This is a genomic window from Paenibacillus sp. D51F (assembly GCF_053345695.1).
Genome location: NZ_JBKFAO010000003.1, coordinates 266,271 through 290,088, shown reverse-complemented (window position 1 = coordinate 290,088; position 23,818 = coordinate 266,271). Strand labels below are relative to the sequence as shown.

Sequence of the window (23,818 nt, the reverse complement as noted above, 5' to 3'; positions counted from 1 at the left end):
ATGTCCTATTACCCACGCCGGAGGAGAAGCAAGCTTCATTATCCAGGAGGCAAGCTATACAATCCGGCATCAGGGTTACTATCCGAAGGCAAGATTAATATCCGGTGGCAAGCTTAGTATCGGATAGTATCAGAAGGCAAGCTTGATACCCGAAGGCAAGCTTACTATCCGAAGGCAAGCTTAATACCCGAAGGCAAGCTTAGTATCAGAAGGCAACTTGATACCCGAAGGCGAGCTTGATACCCGAAGGCGAGCTTAATATCCGGAGGCAAGCTTAATACCCGAAGGCGAGCCTAATATCCGGAGGCAAGCTTAACGTCCGGAAGCAAGTTCCAATGTCCGGCTGTCAGCCGCCCCCCTTGCGGTAGTCGTAATTCTCCTTGCACAGCTGCAGCAGCGCATGCTTCAATCCGCGCTTGGGCTGCGTAATGAGAAGCGGGCGGGCCCGGCCTTCTCCGGGCATGCGCAGCGCCCTCCGCACCGCTCCCGGATCGGACACGACATTGACGATGAGCTCGTCCGGCTTGGTATTGTGCCGATAGCGATGGATCAGGAAACGGTCGCAGGCCGCCTCGCCGTATCCTCGCTCCAGCTCGTGCAGCTGCAGGTCTCGGAGCATGCCTTCCTGCACCTTGGCGATCATGACGCCTTCCTCGCCGAAGTAGAGAACCTCCTGGTTCACATTCGTCTCGCGGTCGACGATCTGCTTGTCCGGCGTTTTCTCGAGGTTGCGGATATGGCCCAGCATATTCTGCGCTTTCTCGAACTTCAGCTGCTCGGCATATTCGCCCATCTGACGGTACATCTGAGCAATCAGCGCCTCCTTGCTGCCGCTGAACAGCAGATCGGACACCTGCTTGACCTTCTCGCCGTACTCCTCCTCGCTGATATGCCCTTCGCAGATTCCGCTGCATTTGCCGATGTGGTAGAGCAGGCAGGCCCGCTTGGGCAGCTTGGTGCAGGAACGCAGCTTGTAGTGGTCGGCGACGAACTCCAACAACTCGTTGCGGAAGCGGGCGCTCGCGAACGGCCCGAAGCGCTTCGGCTCCAGTCCGGCATTCATCGGGCTGTTCTTGCCTGCAGCCGAGGCTGTTGAAGCTGAATGGTTCCACCCGCTTCTTGTTGCGTTTGAAGCGTTCGGCTCGTTCGAGGCGTTCGGCAAATCTGAAGCGTTGGAGACATTCGAACCGTTCGAGGCCCCAGAGACATTTATAGCACTCGCACCATTCGAGGCATCAGAGACATTTGAAGCACTCGAACCATTCGAGATGTTCGAACCATTCGAGGCGTTCGAATCGTTCGAGATATTCAGCTCCTTTGAGGCGTTCAAGGGATTCGAGGTGTTTGAAGCATTCAGATCTTTCGGCTGCAAGGAAAGGTATGCTTGACCAGCTGCCTCGGCGGAAGAGGCTGCGCCCCCCTGCTCGCGGCGGTCGCGATAGTAAACGTCCAGCCTCGGAATCCTTTCGGCGGTCAGCATCAGGTAGGCGTAGCCGCTGTTGTCCTTTTTCAGCGCTCGATTGTAGGGCGGCTTATGGATCTTGATCAAGTTGTTTTCCAGCAGCAGGCTCTCGGTTTCGTTGTTGACGAGCAGCACTTCGATGGAATCGATGAGGCCGACGAGCTCTCTCAGCCGCTTGCGTTTATGATTTGTATGAAAATAGGAACGCAGACGGCTCCTCAGCTTCTTGGACTTGCCGACATACAGCAGACGGCCCGATGCGTCGCGCATCAGGTAGCAGCCGGGCTTGTCGGGATAATCCCCGGCCTTGAACTGGAACGGCATCGCCTGTCCTCCTCCGTTGTTCGGCGGCTCCAAACATTTGTTCTAGAGCCTCATTTTAACGCCGGCATACGGAAAAAGGAAGATCATGAGCCATTCCGTCATTAAACTGTAAAAAAGTGGATTGGCACAGGCCGATTTGATACACTGTCACCACAACGGATATATGGAGAAAGGAGTTTTTCCGTGATTCGCAATGCTCCTAGTGCCATCATAGAAAGAAACGAGGGCGCCTCGTACGAACTGGTTTGGTGCCTCCTCGGTATCGTCCGGATTTGCGCAGCCCTTTGCGGCGGTCGCAGCAAACGGTTGGAAAGCTGGAAAGTCTCGCTCGGCGAAAGGCTGGATCGCGGTGGGCGGCTCGACCGGAAAAACCGCCGCATTTAGACATTCAACCCGTCAATTGGCCGATACCGAATCGTCAGGAGTACTATCGGCCATCCGAACGAACCTGGATCGGCTATCGGCACGCTAACTTGCGTTTTCTCGCATGTCCGGACATCGCGTTCGGCAATCGGGCTCCGCAACCATGTCCTCTCGGATTGTCGGACAGCCCGCTCCATTTATGGGCAGTCTAAATGCCGTTCTGGCCTTTATCGGACATCAGATCCGTTATTTGGCCTTAAACACGTGTTTTTCAAATTTATCGGACATCAGTTCCGCTATTTCCTAAAAACAGACCTCTAAAGACCTTAAAACAGGAAAATAACGGATCGTATGTCCGATAACGAGCGATTGGACGTCTTTCGTCTCAAATAACGGATCGTATGTCCGATAACAAGCAAACAGCTGTCCTTTCGGCTCAAAAATAACGGATCGTATGTCCGATAACAAGCGAATGGACGTGGTTCCGAAAGGTTGTCTATTGGATCCCATCCAAATAAACTCTACAGATAACGGATGATATGCCCCATCGGATCCTTTGATAGGCAGCCAATGTTCCAATATGTCTCCCATCATCCTATCCTGTCTCCCATCATCCCCCATCAACCAGCTAATAGGCAGCTTCTTCGCCTAGAGCCCTCTCGCGGACACAAACAGGGCTGCCGGACCGCCGGAAGCGAAGCTTCCTGCCATTCGTCAGCCCTGTCTGAAACAAACGGGTTGCCCGCCGCTGCTGGTATATGCAGCCAAAGCCTGCATCCAATGCCGCAGCAATCCTTCCTCCTACATACCCTGCTCAGCCGCCGCCTCCAAAGGTCTCAGCGCCGTGCTCCCATCCTTCTCGATCAGGCTCTTGTGAATCCAGATCGCCGCCTGGCAGCCGTCTCCCATGGCGATGGAAGCCTGTTCCGAATGCGCAAGCACGTCGCCTGCAGCCCACACATGGCGGACATTCGTCATCTTGGTGCGCGGATCCGCTTCGATATGGCGGTTGCCGTGCAGCGTGACGCCGAGCTGCGCCGCCAGTCCGGAACGCACCTCGTTGCCGCCGAAGGCGACGAATGCCTTGCCGCCCTCGATTTCCTTGCCCGACTCCAGCACGATTCCCTGCAGCTGCTCATCCCGGATGATCAGGCGGCGGATCGGCTCCTCCATGATTTCGACGCCCTTTTGCCGGAGCTTGTTCATGAGATCGGGAGAGACTTCCTTTTGCTCATGGTTCACATAGACCAGATCCTGCGTCCAATAAGTCAGGATATCCGCCATATGCGCTCCCGGATTGCCTGAACCCATGACGATCGCCCTCCGGCCCGACAGCTCGTAGCCGTCGCAATCAGGGCAGACGTAGATGCTGATGCCGAGACACGGAACGAGTCCCTCGAGCGGCGGCAGCCTGTCCATGACGCCTGTCGCCAGCAGCAGCCTCCGTCCCTCGTACCGCTCTCCGGCATCCGTCTCGATGACGAACTCTTCCTCTCCGTCCGCCTTCGCGGTTACTGCTGTTCCCTTGACGAACCGGACACCGACCTTCTCGGCCTGCTCCTTGCCCGCCTTGCGCAGCTCCGGACCGCTTACCCCGTTCTTCCAGCCGATCAGATTCTGGTAGCGAAGGCAGAAGTTCGATCTTCCGTCATCGGAATCGATGACCAGCACCTTATGGTTGTAGCGGCCCAGCTGAACCGCCGCGCTCAGTCCCGCAAGTCCGCCCCCGACTATGACGACATCGTATAGCATCGCTTTTTTTGTCTCCTTCCGGCGTAGCTTCTTCCTGCTATTATTACCGACACTCAACTGAAGCTAATCGGCATACACGGAATCAGCCCCTCACCCAACTTGCCTTTGAGGGTTGGATTCCGAGAGGGGGAGGAGTAGAATGGAAGATGACGGAAACGATCGGAGAACACCGCAAGCAACCGGATTAAGAATTTTGAACCGAATACAGGCTAGAACTAGGGTCCAGCCAGCCCCCAGAAAGGATTTGATACCCCTCATGGCGGATTCATTCTTATGGAAGCGCAACCTCTTTGTGTTGTGGACCGGCGTCTTTTTTTGCAGCACGGCCTACTCGATCTCCATCCCCTTCATCCCGATCTTTCTGCATAATGAGCTTGGCGTCTCGAGCCGGCTCACCCTCTGGTCCGGATTCGCCTTCGGCATCACGTTTCTCGCGAGTGCGCTGATTGCTCCCTACTGGGGCTCCCTCTCGGACAAATACGGCAGGCGCCCGATGCTCATCCGCTCCGGCTTCGCCCTTGCGGCCTTGTACATGCTCACCTTCTTCATCCACGATCCCTATCTGTTCCTGCTGCTCCGCATCGGCCAGGGCCTGCTCGCCGGATACGTGCCCGCGGCAATCGCGCTCGTGGCGACGAATACTCCGGAGGAGAAAACCGGCTACGCGCTCGGCATCATGGCGACCTCCGGCGCGACAGGCGGCATTCTAGGCCCGCTCATCGGCGGCATCGTCAGCCATTACATGGGCAACCGCGAAAGCTTCGTCTTCTCGGGCTGCATCGTGCTCGTCTCCGCGCTGATCGCGGTCTTTTTCGTCAAGGAGCAGAACTTCAACCGCAAGACGGTGCGCTCCTCGGTCCGTCAGGATCTGAAGGAAGCCTTCTCGAACCGAGTCTTCGTCACGATGCTGGGACTGGTCGCGCTGGGAACGTTCTCCGTCATGATATTAGAGCCATTGCTGACCGTCTATGTGATCGAGCTTGGGGCAGGCAAGAGCGACGCCACGCTGCTCTCCGGCATCATCTTCTCCGCTGTCGGCATCGCGACGCTGATCGCGGCTCCCCAGTGGGGCAAGTTCGGCTCCCGGATCGGCTATACGAACGTGCTCGTCATCGGCCTGATGGGAGGCGGAATAGGCAACCTGCTGCAGTTCTTCTCCAGCAGCTATGTCGGCTTCGGCGTGCTTCGCTTCTTTTACGGCCTCTGCTTCGCCGGCGTGTATCCGGCCCTGAACGCCATGATCGTAAAAGTGACGGAGCCGGAATTTCGAGGCCGCGCCTTCGGGCTGAACCAGTCCGCGACCCAGCTGGCGACGATGCTCGGCCCGATGATCGGAGGGCTGCTGGGCGGCTGGATTCCGATCCGATACGTGTTCGTCATCAATGGACTCATGCTCGTCGGCGCAGCCATACTCATCCGCACCCGGCATCTCGAGCAGCGGGTAACCCGGACGGCTCAGGCTCGCAGCTGACGGGAAATGAATCAAAAAAACCAGCCGTTCGACGGCTGGTTTTTTTGTGCGTGGTTTTGCTATGACATTGTGTGCATGGTTTTGCTAAGCCATTGTGTGTGTTCTTGTTCTGCTCGCTCATGGTTTTGCTATGCATTGGGGTTCATAGTTTTGCTATGCATTGGGGTTCATAGTTTTGCTCTGCATTGGTATTCATGGTTTTGCTGCGCATTGATGTTCATTCTTTTAACGGGCATTGGCGGCAGCCATGGTCCATATGGACCAACCAGCTTGCCGAGAAGCTGACCGCCTTCCGCCGATGCATGCCGACACCTACAACAGGCCGACGAGCTCCAGGCCATGCTTGATGCCGTCCTCGGCCACGTCCTTCGTCACATGCTTGGCAGCCTTCTGCACGCTCTCGATCGCATTGCCCATCGCCACGCTGTTATGCACCAGCTGCAGCATCTCGATGTCGTTCAGCCCGTCGCCGAACGCATAGACATCCTCCGGACGGACGCCTGCCAGCTTCACGAAAGCCTCGATGCCCTTGGCCTTGGAGCCGCCGAGCGGGAGCACGTCCATCGAGAACTGATGCCAGCGGATGAAGTCCAGCTCCGGGAACGTCTCCCGGTACTTCAGCTCGTCGCCGATCGTGCAGAAGAGCAGGCACTGGTAGATCTCGCGCCCGATATAGTACTCCTTGTCCCATTCCATGACCTTGTTCTTGAGCGCCAGCGAGCTCATGCTCTCGTCGATGTAATCATGCTGCTCGATATTGGCCTTCATCGCATCTTCGTTCATGTAGACGATCGGATGGTCATTAGCTACAGCAGCCTCGGTAATCCGCTGCAGGTATTCCGGACGGATCGGATTGCGTACGATCACCTCGCCCTTCCGGACCGCATACTGGCCGTTGTAGCTGATGAACGACTCGATGCCGAGCTCCTCGCGGATTTCCTTGAACATGAACGGTCCGCGTCCCGTAGCGATCGCCACCTCGTGGCCCGCTTCCTGGAGCAGCCGTACGGATTCCTTGGCTGATGCCGGGATGTTCTTGTCGTGGTCGAGCAGCGTTCCGTCGATATCGAAAAAGATCAGTTTGCCTGTCATCGTGATTCCCCCTCTAGGTTCCCTATGTTAAAAACGTTTCCTCGATCCTATGCGTCCACTGCCTGCAGCGCCTCGCGCAGCCGATCGGGCAGCTCCCGGCTGCGCCGCTCGGCCGCATCCATGCAGACGCTCGTCACCTCGGCATCGGCCCTCACGATTCCCGCCGCATCCGCGAGCTCCTGCTTCAGGACATAGCTGGTCCGACCGGCACGCAGCGGATGCGTGCGCACGGTCAGGCGGTCTCCCTGCACGCATTCCCGCCTGTAGTTGATGTTGACGTTGACCGTCACCGTCTGGATGCCCATCTCAAGGAAGGCCGCGTAATCCAGTCCCGCCCGCTCGTACCAGTCTTCCCGTCCCCACTCCAGATACTCCAGGTACTTGGCGTTGTTCACATGCCCGTTCACATCGATCTCCGTCGACCGGACGATCAGTTCAAGCTCCGAAACCATCGCGGGCGCCTCCATTTCCTGACTCAGCATCCTTGCGCAGCCGGCTCATCCCGCGATGCAGCAAAAAATCCGCCACAGGGGACGGATTCATGTAACCGCTACCGCCGGGTCGCTTCCGCGAGCCTCGACCGGATCAGTCTGATATTTTGTTCGGCGGCTATTCTCTGCTGAAGGAGCAGGTCCTCCGAGGTTGCCGTTCCGGTGGCGAACAGGAGCGCGTCCCGGGGCTGAATGCCGTCCGCTTCGGATACTCGGCCGTTCTTGGATACCCATACACAGCTTTTCATTGCCGCATCCCTCCCAGAAATAAGCTCACCAGCCGGATCATCTGCGTGTTAGGCCCTATTATAGCATTATTCACGCTGTCTTTGTAGCGCATATAGCGGAGGTTGCTCCAGGACGGTCCCGCCGGAAAATGGAATGTCGCTACATAAGGGCCGCTGCGGACACAATAAAAGAACTTTTGGCGGGCTTCCTTGTAGTATACGCCCTCGGCACGGCTTCCCATGCCGTACGTGAGCGCGACATAGGAGCTTTGATCGCCCAGGGCAAAAGCCCGCACCGCCGATGTCTCCCCGCAGCAGGCGACGAACCGCAGCTCTCCGTCCTCATGCCGGTATAAAGACGCCCCGTTGCATGCTTCGTAATGCCCTACGGTCTCGCGGCTCCAGCTGCCGTAGGCATGCTCCACCTGGCGGCCTTGCAGCCGCTGGCTGACCGTGCCCAGCCAGTCCGCCCAGCTGCCCGGAGGCTCCAGCCGAACTTGCGGCAGCAGCGCCGTCATCAGGTCGAAGCTTTGGCCGGCCTGCTCCAGCCGCAGGCTGTTGTCCATGATGGACGGCTCCAGCGGGAGCAGCAGCAGGCCGCGGCGGAGCAGATCGCTGAAGCAGCTCTTCCAGTCGATCGGAACCGCTGCGGCCAGATCCTCCATATAGATGCCGCGCTGGCGGATGTCGTACAGCAGCAGCCAGACATAGGGATCGACATGGGCGTCCGCCTCTTCGCAGGTGCGGAGAAAATCCAGCAGCCGGCCATTATCGGGATACTGGCCGGTCTCCTCGACCGAATGATCGATATAGGCATCGAGCCGGTAAGCCACAGAGGCAAAAAATTTGCCCTTCACCTGCACGTCGGCCCAGACGAGAGCCGCGATCCCTTTGTCGAGCGCTGAGATCAGCTCCGAATGGGTCACCGTGATGCCCGAGACGGGATCGTAGGTCCCTGCCTTCGTTCCGATGAAAAGCACATAGAGGTCAGACTCCCCGACCGCTTCCAGGCATTTTTCCACCGGGTTGAGATAGGAGGGCCACGGGCCCAGATTTTCTTCCCACAGCAGCGGTTCATGGCCGAGGCTCTCCAGTTCCCGGAAAGCCGTCCGCCGCAGCGGCTTCAATCCATCCTCGTTGACGGAGCTGATGAATACTTTCGTTTTGCCCATACCGGCTTCCCCTCCCGTGCGGCCGTGCAGCCAGAGCTCGTTTCCTGATTGTACCATAAGGAAAGAAGGGATCGAGGGACAAAAGGAGCAATCCGAGCGCAAAAGGCCAGCCGGAACAACCGGCTGGCCTGAGTGTTGGAAAATCCGAGCTGCATCGATCAGCCGATCAAGCCGGCGTGCTGCAGGAACCGCTTCAGCATGACGGCCGCTTGGGCGCGGCTTGCCTTCGCCGCAGGGGCGAAGGAGTCTGCGGTCATGCCTGTGATGATGCCTGCATCGACGGCTTGCGCGACGGATGCGCGGGCCCAGCCGGCGATGCCGGCTTTGTCCTTGAAGCCGTCGAGCGAAGAGGATGCGGAAGCGGCTGCGGAGCCTTGCGCGAACGTCATGGCGCGGCCGATCATGACCGCCATCTGCTGACGCGAGATCGTGTCGTTCGGCTTGAAGCTGCCGTCCGCGAAGCCTTCCGTCAGCTTCGCCTTCACCGCTGCGCCGACAACGCCGGCATGCCAGTCGCTCGCTGCGACATCGCTGAAGGCGGCTGCCGCAGCATCAGGCGAGAGGCCGAGGGAGCGGACGAGCAGCGCCGCGAATTCCGCCCGCGTAATGCTGCTGTTCGGAGCGAACTTGCCCGCAGCAGCTCCGTTCACGACGAGTTTGGAAGCGAGCAGCTCGACATCGGATTTGGCCCAATGCCCGTTCAGATCTCCGAACGACTTATCTGCCGTCAATACGGCGTATATGCTGTTCCCGGTACGCTTGAAGCTGATCTTGGTCGTGCCGTCCGCCTGTTTGGCGAAGAGTGCGGGAACGAAGCTGAACGTACCCGTCTGCGGATCATACAGCGCGACGGTCGCATGGTCACCGTTCTGGATTCCCGTCACGACGAGCGTGCGGGACACATAAGTCGAGCCGAATTCGTTCAGCTCAACGGCCTTCCCGCCGGCTGCCGCCGACATCGAGAATCCGATCGCTCCGCCAAGCTGTGATGCGCCGATCGTCGCAGCGCTCTTCTTGATGCTGCTGTTCAGATCATTTCCCGCCGGATCGATGGTGATCTGCAAGGTGATGTCCGCAGTCGAAGCGCCCAGCTGCTTCGCAATGGCTGCGAGATCCAGCACCGATAGAGGCAGCGAATATTCGCCCTCCACCGTCTGGAACGATACGAGCGTGCCTGCGGCCGCATCCTTCAATGCGGAGAGCGGCAGGTCGAAGCGTACCGTTTGGCCCGCCTTGCCGTCAAACGCGATGTAGACGACAGGCGCCGCCCCGTGGTTGTCCTGCTTGGCCGCCTTGGCCAGCGCTTCGGCAAGCGCAGCCGCATCCGGGGCGACGACCGTTACCGGATGGCCTGCGCCGTCGACTGCTTCGGAGAGCTTGCTCTTGCTTGCGTCTACGCCGATCGGAGCCGCGCCGGAGCCGATCGGCGTGATCGGCTTGGCGGATGGGGCAGGCGTCGTCGTTGGAGCCGGCGTCGCCGCAGAGCCGCCGCCTGTGAATCCGCCCCCTGGCGCCGGCGTTGGTGTCGGCGTCAGCGTCGGCGTGGAGATCGGCGTTGATGTTTCCGTCGGTGTGGACGTCGGCGTCGCCGGCGGAGGCGTCGTAATCGTTCCATCTCCGCCTCCGTTGCCGCCTCCGGCTGACGAAGCCGTCACGTCGAAACGCTTGCTGTCCACCTGGTTTCCTTTTCCGGCAACGGCCGTATAGGTACCTCCAGGCTCTCCCGCGCCAAGCGTGAAGGGAGCTGCGAAGCTGCCGCCGGTCACCGGTACGATATCGAAGTAGACGATGCTGCCGTCGGGCCGCAGCACCTTGACGATGACCTCGTCCAGAGAAGAGCTGCCCTTGAGATCGACCCTTTCCCCCGCCTTGACCGCCGTGACGGCATCAAGCGCAACGGCCGCGGAGCCGGAGGCGGAGGCCGCCGGCGCCACGAGGGCGAGGCACAGCGTGAGCATCAAAACTAATTGCAGCACTCGCGATTTCACGTTTTGTTTTCCCCGCTTCTTCATTAGTCGTTGTATGCGTTCCGCAGCATGGCTTCGTCGATCTCCGCCTGCGTCTTGACCGTGCCGAGACTAAGGCCGAGATCCATCGTGTCGCTGTCGAAGCTGCTGACGAGGAACGCCTTGACGGTATAGGCTTTGGATGCCGCATCCGATACGTTGAACTTTGCTGTATATGTGCCCGTTCCGACCATGAGCTCGGTCGAGGCGATGCTGACCGGCGTCGTGCCGTCGAACAGCTCGAACACGACAGACTGAGTTCCGGCTTCGTCCGACTGCGCCTGGTTGTAGATGAACACTTTGGCGGTAACGCCGTTTGTTTTCGTGACGGCGGGCGCCGTCATGTAGAAGATCTCGGAAGATTTATAGGAGTACCCGTCGAATACACGGGTGCCGTAGCCTTCGGCCTCGACCTCGATCCAATAGCTGCGGTCTTTCAGGAACGCGCCCTTGGCGATCGTCAGCTTGCCCCCAGCGACGCTGTACTCCGCTTCAGTCAGTTCGCGGTATCCATTCCAGTTCCATCGGTCCCATACCTTCACGTTGCGGATACGGCTGCTCCAGGCGCTGTCGTCATCCGTTTTCAACACCGTATCGGCATCGCTGAACAGATAGCCGGTGAGCTGGGAATCGGTATAGGAAATCGTCTTTTTCAGCTCGCCGCTCGCCTTGTAGCGATGCGAGTCGATGAAGGCGCCGGCGGCGATCTTCACCTGAACGCTTCCCGACTTGATCTGATTTTCCAAAAAGATGCCGACTTGATTTCCCTGCAGGATGATCTTGTCACCTTGAGACAAGGTCTGATACGTCGCTCCGTTGTCGCTTGAGATCGAGATCAGCTCATGCAGGCGGGACCCGTTCTCATCGGCCGTCAGATCCTCTAATTCGTACGAGAAAGGATTTCGGAGATAGAGGCCCAGGAACCGCCCCTTCAAGCCGATATACCCATTCTCCAGACGGATGACGTTCTCATCGTTGACTTGGAAATGATTCGAATAGAAATAGTCGTCAGCCGCATTCCCTGCAGCATCCTTGACGCTTGCCAGACTGCCATACAAATAATGTGTCGAGCTTGTATACGTTTCAAAATGGACCGTTATGGTACGGCCAGACACGGTCACCGACGCATTGGAAGGAAGAGGGACGTCCCACCAATTGTTCCGCCACCAAATGCCGGCTTTGAACGCTGCGATGTCGTCCTCGCTCATGGCCAGATCTTCGTTGAAGATGAGCGTCAGATCCCTGAGATCGGAAGAAAGCAAATACTTGACGAATTGCGGCCGCGTCGTATCCGCCGTGTCGCCGTCCGCATGTGCTTGCAGGTACGGGGTGACGACACCATCAGCCGAGTAGTTCCCGTCCGCGTCCTGGATCGTTCCGCCCTGGAAGAAGATCTGGATTGCCTCGCCGCTCAGCGCTTTGTCCATATGCAGAAGCAGCTTGTCCCCTGCGATCGACACCGTATCGCCAGCGCCCGGATTCCAGGTTCTGTCCGAATTCTGCAGCCGGATTCTGGACTTCAGCTCCTCCTGGCCCACGAACGGCGTTGCATAGACGATGCGGTCGAACGTGACCGTCACATCATGATTGTCCGGGCTCAGCTCGGCGCTGCGGATCGCTGGCGGGCTCACGCTCAAAGTCAGCTCCGGGTTGGCGTTGCCGGCCCCGTCCTTCAGCAGGCCGGCGGCAAGCTTGATTTTCGTCTTCGCCCCCGAAACAATCATGAGATCATCGCCATACCCGATAACAAGCTTGCTTCCGTCGACGCGTCCGTAGGCAAGGCCATTCACGAGCGGCGAGAAATGCTCCCCATCCTGTGCAAGCTGCAGGCCGCTCAGCAGGTAAGCTTCCTTGTCGACATCATCCGTGACATCAGTCGGATAAGCGATCTGGAACGACTCGTCGAAATGAAGGCTGACCTCCTGGCCGTTCTTTCCCTTCTCGGCTCCGATGAATGCAGGCGGCGTGAAGTCCGCGCCAACGATCGAATCAATTACAATGGACTGTGCATAAGGCTCCGTATCCTCGCCAAATACGAGCGTATTCGCCGCGATAGCGACAGCATTGCCCGTGCCGATCAGCGGCTGCGCCAGCGTGAGGACGAGCGTGTTGTCCACGTCATATACGACCGTGTCCGCTGCGTCAAGAGCGGCAAAATCGCCGCTCTCCGTCTTGCGGATGGTGAAGGCGCTTTTCAAATCCTCCACCGCGGCCGCGGGCTTCACGTCGCTGTCGAAGGCGATGGTCAGCGTTTTGAAGTCCTCGCCCAGCGAGGCGATCGCCTCCGGCATGCCTTCCGGCGCCAGGGCCACTTCCTTCGTTCCATCGAACGAGCAGACGCTCCTTTCACCGGCGCATTCCGTCCATGGACGATTGGCCGGCAGCTCGCCTGCCGCCGACGCGTACGGCACAGGCAGGAAAGAAGAAGAAACCATGATTCCAAGCAGTCCTACGATTAGACCTTTTTTCATACTCCCTTAGTCACTCCCAAAGAGATTAATAGCTTCTAAATGAGTATAATGAGAGTCAATGACGGCTAAATGACAAACTTCGACGAAAATTCTGTCTTTTATATGAAACAAAAGACCCATTCCAAAGATTTGAAAGGGGTCTTTGCCGATCCTGGACTTATTCAGTTCCTTTCATCCAGGCTGCTCAGCCGCTCGGCGTACAGCTGGTTCAACTCGGTGGAAGGGCCGACGCCAAGCTCCTCTCTCAGCACCGACTCATATTCCCTGTAGCGGCGAATCAAGCCCTCCCGATTATGCTGCATGACGAGCGCCCTCATCTCAAGCTTGAACGTTTCTTCGTCCAGCTCGTTGTGGAGGCTCAGCTTGCCGAGCAGCAGCAGCGCGGCCGGAACGTCTCCGAGATCCAGCAGCGCCAGGCATAGCCGCTGGGCGAAGCCGGCGTATAGAAGGGATATCCGCTCGACCTCGCTCCACGCCCATGGATAAGCCAGATCGCCGAACAGGCTGCCGGCATACATCCGCTCCAGCTCCAGCGCCTGCTCCAAATTGCTCTCGTCGATGGACGCCAGCTCCCGGCATTCCTCCTCGAAACGAACCATGTCCACCTGGGCCAGGCTGAGATCGAGCGCATAATGATTCGGATCCGAATGCAGGCTTCCCTTCAGTCCGACCGTATCGAGCAGCTTGCGCAGCTGATAGGCGGTCGTATTCAGATAGATTTCAGCATTCTTGAGCGGCTTCCCTCCGAAAATATCCTCGATGAGCCGGGCTCGCGATACAAGGCTGCCGCGCTGCAGCAGCAGGTAGGCGCACAGCTCGGCGCTCTTGCTCGACTTCCATTTGACCAGCCCCAGCGTGCTGCTCCGGATCTCCATCCGCCCGAGGCAGTTGATTTGCGCCTGCGGCAAGGCCCCAGCTGCGCTCTCCTGACGGCTCGCCTCCCGGCCCAGCTCCGCCATCGCCCGCATCACTGTCTGCTGCAGCCGTTCCTGGACGACAGGCTTCACCATATAGTCGTAGGCGTACAAATCGTAAGCCGGCAGCGCATAGGCAGCATGAGAGGTGACGAAAACAAGCCTCACATCGCTGCCGCGCTTGCGGAGCCGCTGGGCGAACGCAAAGCCGTTGTCTCTCGGCATCTGGATGTCGACGAAAACCATGTCCACCTCCGCCCCGCTCAGGAACGATTCCGCCGAAGCGGTATCGGTGAAGCTGCCGGCAATTTCGATCCAGTCGCCGATTTTGGCCAGCATCCGTTTCAAGATCAGATGCATCGCTTTTTCGTCATCGATAAGGAGGACTCTCATCGTATCTCCCTCTTGTCCTCTTCCGCGACATTCGCGGACGGCATGGTGAAATAAAAGGTGCTTCCTTGACCGGGAACGCTGTCGAACCAGATTTCCCCGCCGCTCAGCCGGACGAACTCCCTGCACAAGGTCAAGCCAAGGCCGACTCCCCGCTCCCCCGCCGTTCCCTCGGAAGGAATGGAGAAGTCCTCGTTCAGCAGCGTATGGATCTGGTCTGCAGGCACCCCGACGCCCGAATCGCGGACGGATACCAGCAGGCTGTCTCCGAAGCTTGCAGCGCCCAGAAGGATGCGGCCGCCCGGCTCCGTGAACTTGACGGCATTGGAGAGCAGATTGCGGAGGATCAAATCCAGCATATTCTTGTCCGCATGCACGAACGCTTCGGCCGGAATATCGGATACGATGTCGATGCCCTTGCCTTCGCTGCGGCTTCGGAGAAGCTGAACGTTCCGCAAGGCCGCGTCCTCCAGGGAGATGACGACAGGAGCGAAGTTCATGCCGCCGCGCTGGCTGCGGAACCACTCCAGCAGGCTTTCGACCAGCGCAAATATGTTGCGCACCTGCCCCCCCATCTCTCGGACGATCTCCTGCTCATCCTCTCTGCAGTCCGTCGTCTCCTCCTCCAGCAGCTCCATCAAGTTGTGGAGCACCGCGATCGGATCCCGGATATCGTGGGCCACCACATTGAACATCTGATCCTTGAAGGCGTTCAGCTCGCTCAGCTGCCTGGCGTTCTCGTGCAGCCGCTCCTCGGAGAGCACCGTATCCGTCACATCGCGGAGGAGCAGCATCTTGCCGGTCGGTCTGGAGCGGTAGTCGTAGATTTCCGACAGCTGGACTTGATAATGCCGGCCATATGCCTCATCCAGAATCAGCTCCCGTCCGCTGTTATCACGGCCAAGCGCAATCCGGCGGATCTCGGGCTGCCCCCTGAGCAGCGCCGCGGCCGGCAGCCCGATGCCGTTTTTGCGGCCCAGCCCCGGTATGGCGCGGCAAGCCGCCTGGTTGAAGCCGCTTATGTTGTCATCGAGATCGAGCAGGAGAACGGCGTCCTGCATCGACTCGAACACCTTTTGAAGAGCCATCGGCGCCAGCCGAAGCAGATTGAACTGATAGATGCCGAGCAGGAAAAAAACGCCCGAGAGCACGAACCCGAAAGGCGAGATGTCAAGCGGAGTGTGCAGGACGCCGCTCAGGTGGACCAGCGTGAACCCGTAAGGCGCGCAGGAGCCGACGAGCATGAGGCCGATCTGCTTGCGCATGCGCGGAGTCGATCTCCGGTACATCTGCAGCAGCATCCCGGTCCCGATGAAAATGAGCAGGTAGGAATAAGCGGCATGAAGGAAGTAGAGCGGCCCCCGGACGATCCGAGCGAGCGGGAAGCCCTCGGAATAATCGAGCGTCAGGCTTCGGTAGAACAGATGATGCCATTCATTCGTGTTGTGGGAGACGAACGTAAGGATGGGGATGACCATCGCCAGCGCGACGGTCCACTTGCGTATGTAAACCTCTCTGCCTGTATATTGAAGCACCATGATCATCCAGAACACCGTGCCGAACGGAATGCCGATGTATTCGACGCGCAGCCAGAAGCGGATCGCCTCCAGCGAGGAGCTGACGATCTCGGACGCATACCCGAACGTATAGAAGGCGGTCGTCAGAATGCCCAATCCGTAGCTGACGGCGATCGGCAGCTCCCTTCTTTTCCAGCAGAGAAAGACGACGACGGCCGAGCAGGACGTAGCTGCCAACAACAAGGCCGATAGGTAGAGATTGAAGTTCATGCAGGGGGAGCTCCTCAGCGGAAGATAGGCTTTTTCTCCATTATACGCGCTCCCGATGACAGTACAATGACAAGATTCGACGAGGTTCGAGGGGGTGAAAAAAAGCCTCCGCCGGACGATTTCGTCCACGCGGAGGCCGTTGGTTGGGATTCAAATCTGGACGGAGGGCAGCCTCCGTCCAGCGTATATGCCCGCCCTGACCGGACGCGCTGGCCGGCGGCAGGCCTCAGCGGGTACGGCGGCGGCCGAGCAGCGTCGCCATCGCGAGCAGGGCCAGAACTTCGGCGGCGGCGATGACAACCGCGAGCGGGAGGGCGCTGCCCTCGCCTCCGAGTCCCGACAGCGCCGAGAACGCCATTCCTGCGGCGAACTGCAGCATGCCGATCAGCGCGGATGCGCTGCCTGCGGCGCTGCCGGCATTTTGCATCGACAGAGACGTCGATGCCGTGCCGACGATGCCCACGCTCGAGACGACGATGAACAGCGAGGCCATTACCGGAGCGAGGCCTCCTCCGAGCAGCACGGTCGCGAGCAGAGCGGCGCCGCCGCAGAGTGCGAGCAGGACGCCGCTGCGGAACAGGCGCTCCGTGTTCATGCTCATAGCGAGCCTTCCGGTCAACTGGGAAGCGATGATGATTCCCGCTCCGTTGAGCGCGAAGATGAAGCTGTATTGGGATGGCGACACTCCGTACAGCTGCTGCAGTACGAAGGACGAGCCGGAGATGTACGCGAACATCGCTCCCGACACAAGGCTCATCGTCAGCACGAAGCCCATGAAGGAACGGTCGCGCAGGAAGAAGCGGAAGCTGCCGAACGTCTGCCTCAGCCCGCCCTTGGCGCGGCGCTGCGGAGCCAGCGTCTCCGGCAGCGCGAGCCATGCGGCGGTCAGCAGGATGACGCCGAGAATGGCGAGGAACACGAACGTCCCGCGCCAGCTGACAAAGCGGAGCAGCTGGCCGCCGAAGATCGGCGCCAGAATCGGGGCGGCGCCGTTGATCAGCATGAGCTGCGAGAAGAATCGCGTCATCTCCTTGCCGGAGTAGAGATCGCGCACGACCGCTCTGGCGATGACGATGCCGGCTGCTCCGGAGAGGCCCTGGATCAGCCGGCAGGCGAGCAGCATCGCGATGCTGCCGCTGAAGGCGCAGAGCAGCGAGGAAGCCGCATAGATGGCGAGAGCGACGAGCAGCGGTTTTTTGCGGCCCCGGGCGTCGCTGAGCGGACCGGCCAGCAGCTGCCCGGCAGCCAGGCCGAGCATGCAGAACGTCAGGCTGAGCTGCCCCAGCAGCTTGGTCCCGCCGAGCTCGGCCGTCATTTCCGGCAGCGCCGGCAAGTACATATCCAGCGAAAAGGGCCCGATCGCCGTGAGCGAGCCCAGCATGATCGCCAATCCCCAGCGGCGCGGCGCTGCGGAATCCGCTCCGGCGTCCGGCTGCCCGGCTGAGACCGCTGCCTGGCTGCCGGCCGGCTGTCGGGAAGAAGCTCCTTCTTGGCCCGGCTGCGGATGGTCTTCAGTGGTGGTCGGCAAGATGCATCCTCCTTGGATTCAGCCGCGGATGCGGGAAGGGAGCGATCCGCCCAATCCCGCCCGGCCGAAATACATCGAATTCACCTATCGTACCGCAAATCCCGCCTCCCGCCAATCTCTCTTTTCGTTGAAGGAAGATATCTCTCCCTTCCACCGCAAGGCTCGGCTATGCCTATATTCTCAAGGCGCCTTCGCCATCCCGGACAAGATTCCATCCCGTTCATCCATCAACGGCTTGTCCATACGCCCGAACGAAACAGCTTCCGCCAGCTCCTCGACCTGCTTCCGGGATTAGAAAAAACCCCCTCGGCCGGCCACAATTCCGCCGCTTTCTGAAGGCGGCAGTGTGATCTTCCTCGGGGATTTCAGCCTATCGGCAGGCTCGAAGCTCATAACTTCAGCCTGAAGGGGCGGGACTTGCTAGTTCAGCGCGCCAGGGATGCGGACGGCAATGAGCTTGCTGTCCGTCTGCACGATCAGGACCGAGCCGGTCCGGAGAGTAGGTCCGAACAGGCGGGATCCCGCGTTCACCTTCAGGACAGAATCCGTCGTTTGGAGATTGAACGCATACAGGAAGCCGTCAGACTGGGCGGAGTAGACGCCGTTGCCGAACACCTCCGTACGGACCGCAGGATTATCACCGGCCCAGGACACGGGATTTCCGTCGGCAGTCTTGAGCCCGCGCAGCGCTCCGTTGTCCCGGTCCACCAGGAACAGCCTGCCGGAGGCCGGCTTGCCCGCCAGCTCCGTCCGCTCGCTGCGCTTGGCGTATGTCTTCGAAGGCTTCTGGCCCGAGGCGTACCGGCTGAAGTCGAACTTCAGCACATTGGCACCCGTATCCAGATAGAGATCGTTTCCGTCCAGAAATGCCCTCTCCCCTCCGTACGGATAGGGAGGCTGGCCCGGCAGCTTGTAGCCGTATTCCCGGGTTCCCTGCGACTTGCCCGTCCGCAGGTCGAGCACCGAGACCTTGAAGACGCGGTTCGGTGTCGCGTCCAGATCGGCATTGGGCAAGCCGTCCTTGACCGCATAGACCTTCCCGTCCTTCACGTCGAGCAGGCTGCTCGTAGAGTCCGCCTTCCACAGCAGCTTGCCCGTTTCCTTGTCCACGGCGTCCAACTGGATCGATGTAATGGCCCCAGATACGACATAGGACATCAGCACGACCCCGTCATGCTCCTGGATTTCATAAGGCGCGTAGCTTGCCGACTTCTCCGTCTGCTTCCACAGCTTTTTGCCGTCGGAAGCCCGGAACGCCGTGACGACATTCCCCGTCGTCGCGTACACCGTATCGCCGCGCACGATAGGGGTGCGTCCTTCCTCTTGCGCGCCTGCGGACGATGTCCATTTGAGCTTGCCGGTTGCGGCATTCAGAGCGGCGATCTTGCCGTCCCGCTGCACGACATAGACGGAACTGCCCTCATACACGACAAAGGGTCGAAGTCCCGTTCCGTAACGGAACTTCTCTTTGCCGCTCTCGGCGCTGCGGGAAATGAGCTTTCCGCCCATGACGGAATAGACAATTCCTTTCTCCGCGACCGCATTGGTCGCGTACAGGAAGCCTTGCGGCCCCGGCTTGTCGATCGGGGCGGTCCAAAGAGGCTTGGCCAGCGGCGCGTTCAGCGCTGCCGGCGCGTAGCCCGGCGCGGACAGTACCGGCGCCTCGGCGCTTGCCGGAGCGGAGGGAATCGCCGCTCCGAGCAGCAGGGATACGCCAAGCAGCGCGGAAGACAGCCGCAGAGCGGAGTTTTTTCGGGTAGAAGTCAACATATGGGCATGCATCCTTTCCATCGTTGAAGGTAGTGGAGCAGGAATCCCGCCGGAACAACCGGCAGCGGTTCATTCCCGTCTGGGTTTAACTCCCAGTTCCCTATCTCTAGACGGAGCTAGCGGATAAAAGTTGCCTCGGGCGCGCCCGTATTCTCACCAAAACGCGCTTCTATCCCAAATTCCTTCCCTTGCTCCCTTTCCTTCCACACGCCGCCCGTCCTTCTCTCTCTTCTCGCGGAAAGCCCCGTCACGGAGAAGCGGAAGAAGCAAAAAAAACCTGTCCCGGCATGCCTGGAGGCATGCGTGGGAACAGGTTTTATGTTGGAGGATGGCCGGAGCACTCTTACTTCCGATGCATCTTGAATTCCAGGAACAGCTCGTTGTAATGCGAGAGCATGCGCTTGCCGAGGTTGTCATACACCTCGAGCCGGTCCGTCAGCTCCTCCGGCGGATAAAAGCGCTCATCCGAGGAGATTTCCTCGGGCAGCAGCGGTATCGCGTCCTTATTCGGCGTGGAGTAGCCGACGTATTCGGCGTTCTGGGCTGCATTGGCCGGATCGAGCATGAAGTTCATGAACTTGTAGGCTCCGTCGAGATTGCGGGCCGTCCTTGGAATGACCATGTTGTCGAACCAGACGTTGGAGCCTTCCTTCGGAATGACGTAGTCGAGCTTGTCGTTCTCGTCCATGATTTCCGACGCATCGCCCGACCAGACGACGCCGGCGGCCGCTTCCTCGTTCGCGAGCAGCATCTTGATCTCGTCGCCGACGATCGCCTTCACGTTCGGCGTCAGCTTCTGCAGCTTGCGCAGCGCTTCCTGCAGATGCTCCTCCTTGCGGTCGTTGAGCGAATAGCCGAGGCTGTTGAGGCCGAAGCCCATCACCTCGCGCGCGCCGTCGACGAGCAGCAGGTTGTTCTTGAGGCGCGGGTCCCACAGGTCGTCCCAGCTGTCGAACACAAGATCCTTCGGCGTCAGCTCCGGATTGTAGACGATGCCTACCGTTCCCCAGAAATAAGGAATGGAATACCGGTTGTCCTTGTCGAAGCTTAGATTCAGGAACCGCGAATCGATATGCTTGAGATTAGGCAGGCGGTCGTGGTCGATCGGCAGCAGCAGGTCCTCCTGCGTCATCTTGTCGATGGCGTACTCGGACGGGACCGCGACGTCGAACGTCGTCCCTCCCTGCTGCACCTTCGTCATCATCGCCTCGTTGGAGTCGAATGTCTGGTAGATGACGGTGATGCCCGTTTCCTTTTGGAATTTCGTCAGCAGGTCGGGATCGATATAATCGCCCCAGTTGTAGATGGTCAGCGTATTGGACCCGGAATATCCCTGGCTGGAATTGAGGTAGGAAGCCAGGTACATGCACCCGAGGGAGGCGACCAGAATGGCGGCGAAAGCCTGGATCAAGCCCTTCATCGCGATCCCCCCTCTCCGGCTCCGGTCATGACGCCGCTGCGCGACGCCGCGACAGCTCTCGCCCCGCTCCGCCGGGTGATGAAGTAATATCCCGTGACGAGCAGGATCGTGAACAGGAAGATGAGCGTCGACAAGGCGTTGATCGACAGCGAGATGCCTTGGCGCGCCCTCGAGTAGATCTCGACCGAGAGCGTGGAGAAGCCGTTGCCGGTGACGAAGAACGTCACCGCGAAGTCGTCCAGCGAGTAGGTCAGAGCCATGAAGAAGCCGGCGAAGATGCCTGGACGGATGAACGGCAGCACGACGCCCGTAAGCACCTGCCAGCGGCTTGCGCCGAGATCGCGGGCGGCATCGATGAGCGTCGGGCTCATTTCCTGCAGCTTGGGCAGCACCATGAGCACGACGATCGGGACGCTGAAGGCGATATGCGACAGCAGGACGCTGAAGAAGCCGAGCCGGATGCCGATCATCGTGAACAGGATGAGGAACGAGGCGCCGATGATGACATCGGGACTTACGATCAGCACATTGTTGAAGCTGAGCAGCGTGTTCTTGTCCCGCCGCCGGCGCACCTCATAGATGGCGAGCGCGCCGACGATGCCGAGCACCGTCGACAGAAGGCCGGACAGCAGGGCGATGACGAGCGTGTTCAGCACGATGATCAGCAGCCGGGTATCGGCGAACACTTCCTTGTACCAATCAAGCGTGAACCCTTCGTAGCCGTGCATCGTGCCGCCGCTGTTGAAGGAGTAGAACGTCAGATAGAAGATCGGCGCGTACATGACCGCGAAGACCGCGATCAGATACAGATTGGACCATGGCCATTTTCTGGTGGCATTCACTTCTACCTTCTCACCTCCCGTTTACCGGCTGCGAACATGATCAGCACCATGACGATTATCAAAAACACCGCGATCGTGGAGCCCATGCCCCAGTCCTGCGTGACGAGAAAATGCTGCTCGATGGCCGTGCCGAGCGTAATGACGCGGTTGCCGGCGACGAGCCGCGTGATCATGAACAGCGACAGCGCAGGGATGAACACGGCCTGGCAGCCGGCCTTGACGCCGTCCAGCGTCAGAGGGAACACGACCCGGCGGAACGTCGTCCATGGCGATGCGCCGAGATCCCTCGCCGCGAACACGAGAGACGGATTCAGCTCTTCAAGCGAATTGAAGATCGGCAGGATCATGAACGGAATGAAGATGTAGACCGAGACGAACACGAAGCTGAAGTCGGTGAACAGAATTTGCTGCGCCCCGATGCCGAGCCACTCCAGCGACCGGTTGACGGCGCCGTACGTCCCGAAGATGCCGAGGAAGGCGTACACCTTGAGCAGCAGATTGATCCAGGTCGGCAAAATGATGAGCAGCAGCCACAGCTGCTTGTGCTTCGTCCGCGTCAGCAGCCAGGCGGCCGGGTAGGCGATCAGCAGCGAGAACAGCGTGATGAGGAACGCGTACCAGAACGAGTTCAGCGTCATCTTGAGGTAGACCGGCGTGAAGAAGCGGACGTAGTTGTCCAGCGTGAACGCGCCGTCGACGTCGAAGAAGGACTTGTACAGCGTCAGCGCGATCGGCGCCGCCACGAACAGCAGAATCCACAGGACATAGGGAACGAGGAAGAAGTTGCGGTTGCGGACGGCCACTAGCTGTTCCCTCCGGGCCTGCCCGTCTCGATGGACGCCGGCTCAGGCGCTCCCGAACCCGGCTCGGCTCCTCCTCCGGCCGCGCCGGCGGCATCCGTGCCGCCGGCAGCTCCGCCTGCTTCGGCCGCCTCGCGCGTGCCGTCCGCGTCCTCGTAGCCCTCCAGACGCCTGTCGAAGTCAGCCTCCGACTCCCCGAACCTCATGACGTGGATCGCCTCCGGCTCGAAATCAAGCCCGATGATCTCTCCGACGATCGCCTTGCGGGTCGAATGGACCATCCACTCGTTGCCGATGTCGTCGCGGCAGATGATCTCGTAATGCACCCCGCGGAACAGCTGGGTCTCGACGACGGCCCGCAGCTGGCCCTCGTCCGCCGGCTTCATCTCCAAATCCTCCGGACGCAGTACGACCTCCACCGGCTCTCCCCGGCGCAGGCCGCGGTCGACGCATGTAAAGGCCTGTCCGGCGAACTCCACCTTGTAATCCTCCAGCATGCGCCCCGGCACGATGTTGGATTCCCCGATGAAGTCGGCGACGAACCGGTTGATCGGCTCGTCGTAGATATCCGTCGGCGTGCCGCTCTGCTCGATGATCCCCTTGTTCAGGACAAATATCTCGTCGGACATCGCCAGCGCTTCCTCCTGGTCATGCGTGACGAAGATGAACGTGATGCCGAGCCGCCGCTGCAGCTCCCGCAGCTCGTACTGCATCTCGTAGCGCAGCTTGAGGTCGAGCGCGGAGAGCGGCTCGTCGAGCAGCAGCACCTGCGGCTCGTTGACGATGGCGCGGGCGATCGCCACGCGCTGCCGCTGGCCGCCGGACATCTCCCGGATCTCGCGCTTGTCGTACCCTTCCAGGTTGACGAAGCGGAGAGCTTCCTTCACCTTGCGCTCGATCTCCGCTCCCTTGAGCTTGCGGATGCGCAGCCCGAAGGCGACGTTGTCGTAGACGTTGAGATGGGGGAACAGCGCATAGTCCTGAAAGACCGTATTGACCTGCCGCTTGTTGGCCGGAACCGAGTTGATGCTCTTGCCGTCCATGACAATCTCCCCGGCCGTCGGCTCCATGAATCCGGCGATCAGCCGGAGAATCGTCGTTTTGCCGCAGCCCGAAGGCCCCAGCAGCGTGTAGAACTTGCCCCGCTCGATGTCGAAGCTGACATCCTTCAGCACAGGGACGTCGTCGTCATACTGCTTGGTCACTCCGCGGAACGAAATGACCTTCGAATCGTCCATCGACGCTCCTCCTCTCCTGCGGCCTGAGCCGCGCCCCCGGCGAATATCCGGTCCGCCGGCGATCTTTATGCCTCATTATACCTGATTACGCCTCTCTTGGAATCCTCTCTCCCTGCATCGAAAGGCAAAATATTCCGGTACGAAAGGCCCGGAAAATGCCATCATATCCCGATTGCTTAGCCGTATGGCCTTTGTTACGAGCCACCTTCGCGGACCTCATCGGTCCGCGGACCTGGTAGAACCGAGGGCAGTCCGGAATATCCGGGCTGCCTTTTCTTGTTGCGTATCCGCCTGATTT

At 59.7% G+C, this 23,818-nt stretch carries 17 protein-coding genes; 1 reads left to right on the top strand and 16 read right to left on the bottom strand.

Features of this window, described 5'->3' with window-relative positions; genetic code table 11:
* Positions 1–346: 346 nt before the first annotated feature.
* Positions 347–1,786 carry a GIY-YIG nuclease family protein gene (locus tag ACLBWT_RS07860; RefSeq protein ID WP_447662512.1) on the bottom strand — a complete coding sequence of 480 codons (1,440 nt, stop codon included), beginning with the start codon at positions 1,784–1,786 and terminating at the stop codon, positions 347–349.
* A 1,164-nt stretch (positions 1,787–2,950) separates the two neighbouring features.
* Positions 2,951–3,901, bottom strand: a complete 951-nt coding sequence (locus ACLBWT_RS07855) for an NAD(P)/FAD-dependent oxidoreductase (protein WP_447662511.1) — start codon at positions 3,899–3,901, stop codon at positions 2,951–2,953.
* A 256-nt stretch (positions 3,902–4,157) separates the two neighbouring features.
* Here ACLBWT_RS07855 and ACLBWT_RS07850 point away from each other — a divergent pair, with 256 nt between their 5' ends.
* A complete protein-coding gene (locus ACLBWT_RS07850) occupies positions 4,158–5,372 on the top strand; it encodes an MFS transporter (protein ID WP_447662510.1) in 1,215 nt (404 codons plus the stop codon).
* Positions 5,373–5,684: 312 nt separating this feature from the next.
* Here the strand turns inward: ACLBWT_RS07850 and ACLBWT_RS07845 are convergent, their stop codons facing one another.
* The 14 genes from ACLBWT_RS07845 to ACLBWT_RS07780 form a co-directional block, all read right to left on the bottom strand.
* Positions 5,685–6,464 carry a Cof-type HAD-IIB family hydrolase gene (locus tag ACLBWT_RS07845; protein ID WP_447662509.1) on the bottom strand — a complete coding sequence of 260 codons (780 nt, stop codon included), beginning with the start codon at positions 6,462–6,464 and terminating at the stop codon, positions 5,685–5,687.
* Between the two features lie 47 nt (positions 6,465–6,511).
* The gene (locus tag ACLBWT_RS07840) at positions 6,512–6,916 is read right to left on the bottom strand and encodes an acyl-CoA thioesterase (RefSeq protein WP_447662508.1); all 405 of its coding nucleotides are present in this window, start codon (positions 6,914–6,916) and stop codon (positions 6,512–6,514) included.
* A 98-nt stretch (positions 6,917–7,014) separates the two neighbouring features.
* Entirely contained in the window at positions 7,015–7,203 is a 189-nt protein-coding gene (locus ACLBWT_RS07835; RefSeq protein ID WP_021881857.1) for a hypothetical protein, read from the bottom strand.
* Entirely contained in the window at positions 7,200–8,354 is a 1,155-nt protein-coding gene (locus tag ACLBWT_RS07830; protein ID WP_447662507.1) for a DUF4062 domain-containing protein, read from the bottom strand. The genes ACLBWT_RS07835 and ACLBWT_RS07830 overlap by 4 nt, the downstream gene beginning before the upstream one ends.
* Positions 8,355–8,512: 158 nt before the next feature.
* Positions 8,513–10,342 carry an S-layer homology domain-containing protein gene (locus ACLBWT_RS07825; RefSeq protein WP_447662506.1) on the bottom strand — a complete coding sequence of 610 codons (1,830 nt, stop codon included), beginning with the start codon at positions 10,340–10,342 and terminating at the stop codon, positions 8,513–8,515.
* A 23-nt stretch (positions 10,343–10,365) separates the two neighbouring features.
* On the bottom strand, positions 10,366–12,831 hold the full coding sequence (locus ACLBWT_RS07820) for a hemoblobin-interacting domain-containing protein (RefSeq protein ID WP_447662505.1): 2,466 nt from the start codon (positions 12,829–12,831) through the stop codon (positions 10,366–10,368).
* Positions 12,832–12,992: 161 nt separating this feature from the next.
* Positions 12,993–14,138: a response regulator gene (locus ACLBWT_RS07815; protein WP_447662504.1), complete on the bottom strand. Its 1,146-nt coding sequence runs from the start codon at positions 14,136–14,138 to the stop codon at positions 12,993–12,995.
* The gene (locus tag ACLBWT_RS07810) at positions 14,135–15,922 is read right to left on the bottom strand and encodes a histidine kinase N-terminal 7TM domain-containing protein (RefSeq protein ID WP_447662503.1); all 1,788 of its coding nucleotides are present in this window, start codon (positions 15,920–15,922) and stop codon (positions 14,135–14,137) included. The genes ACLBWT_RS07815 and ACLBWT_RS07810 overlap by 4 nt, the downstream gene beginning before the upstream one ends.
* A gap of 226 nt (positions 15,923–16,148) precedes the next feature.
* Entirely contained in the window at positions 16,149–17,450 is a 1,302-nt protein-coding gene (locus ACLBWT_RS07805; RefSeq protein WP_447662502.1) for a multidrug effflux MFS transporter, read from the bottom strand.
* Between the two features lie 420 nt (positions 17,451–17,870).
* Positions 17,871–19,220 carry an outer membrane protein assembly factor BamB family protein gene (locus ACLBWT_RS07800; RefSeq protein WP_447662501.1) on the bottom strand — a complete coding sequence of 450 codons (1,350 nt, stop codon included), beginning with the start codon at positions 19,218–19,220 and terminating at the stop codon, positions 17,871–17,873.
* Between the two features lie 343 nt (positions 19,221–19,563).
* Positions 19,564–20,640: an ABC transporter substrate-binding protein gene (locus tag ACLBWT_RS07795; protein ID WP_447662500.1), complete on the bottom strand. Its 1,077-nt coding sequence runs from the start codon at positions 20,638–20,640 to the stop codon at positions 19,564–19,566.
* A complete protein-coding gene (locus ACLBWT_RS07790) occupies positions 20,637–21,422 on the bottom strand; it encodes an ABC transporter permease (RefSeq protein ID WP_447662741.1) in 786 nt (261 codons plus the stop codon). The genes ACLBWT_RS07795 and ACLBWT_RS07790 overlap by 4 nt, the downstream gene beginning before the upstream one ends.
* 62 nt (positions 21,423–21,484) lie before the next feature.
* Entirely contained in the window at positions 21,485–22,285 is an 801-nt protein-coding gene (locus ACLBWT_RS07785; RefSeq protein WP_447662499.1) for an ABC transporter permease, read from the bottom strand.
* Positions 22,285–23,520, bottom strand: coding sequence for an ABC transporter ATP-binding protein (locus ACLBWT_RS07780; protein ID WP_447662498.1), 1,236 nt, complete (start codon positions 23,518–23,520; stop codon positions 22,285–22,287). The genes ACLBWT_RS07785 and ACLBWT_RS07780 overlap by 1 nt, the downstream gene beginning before the upstream one ends.
* Between the last annotated feature and the right edge of the window lie 298 nt (positions 23,521–23,818).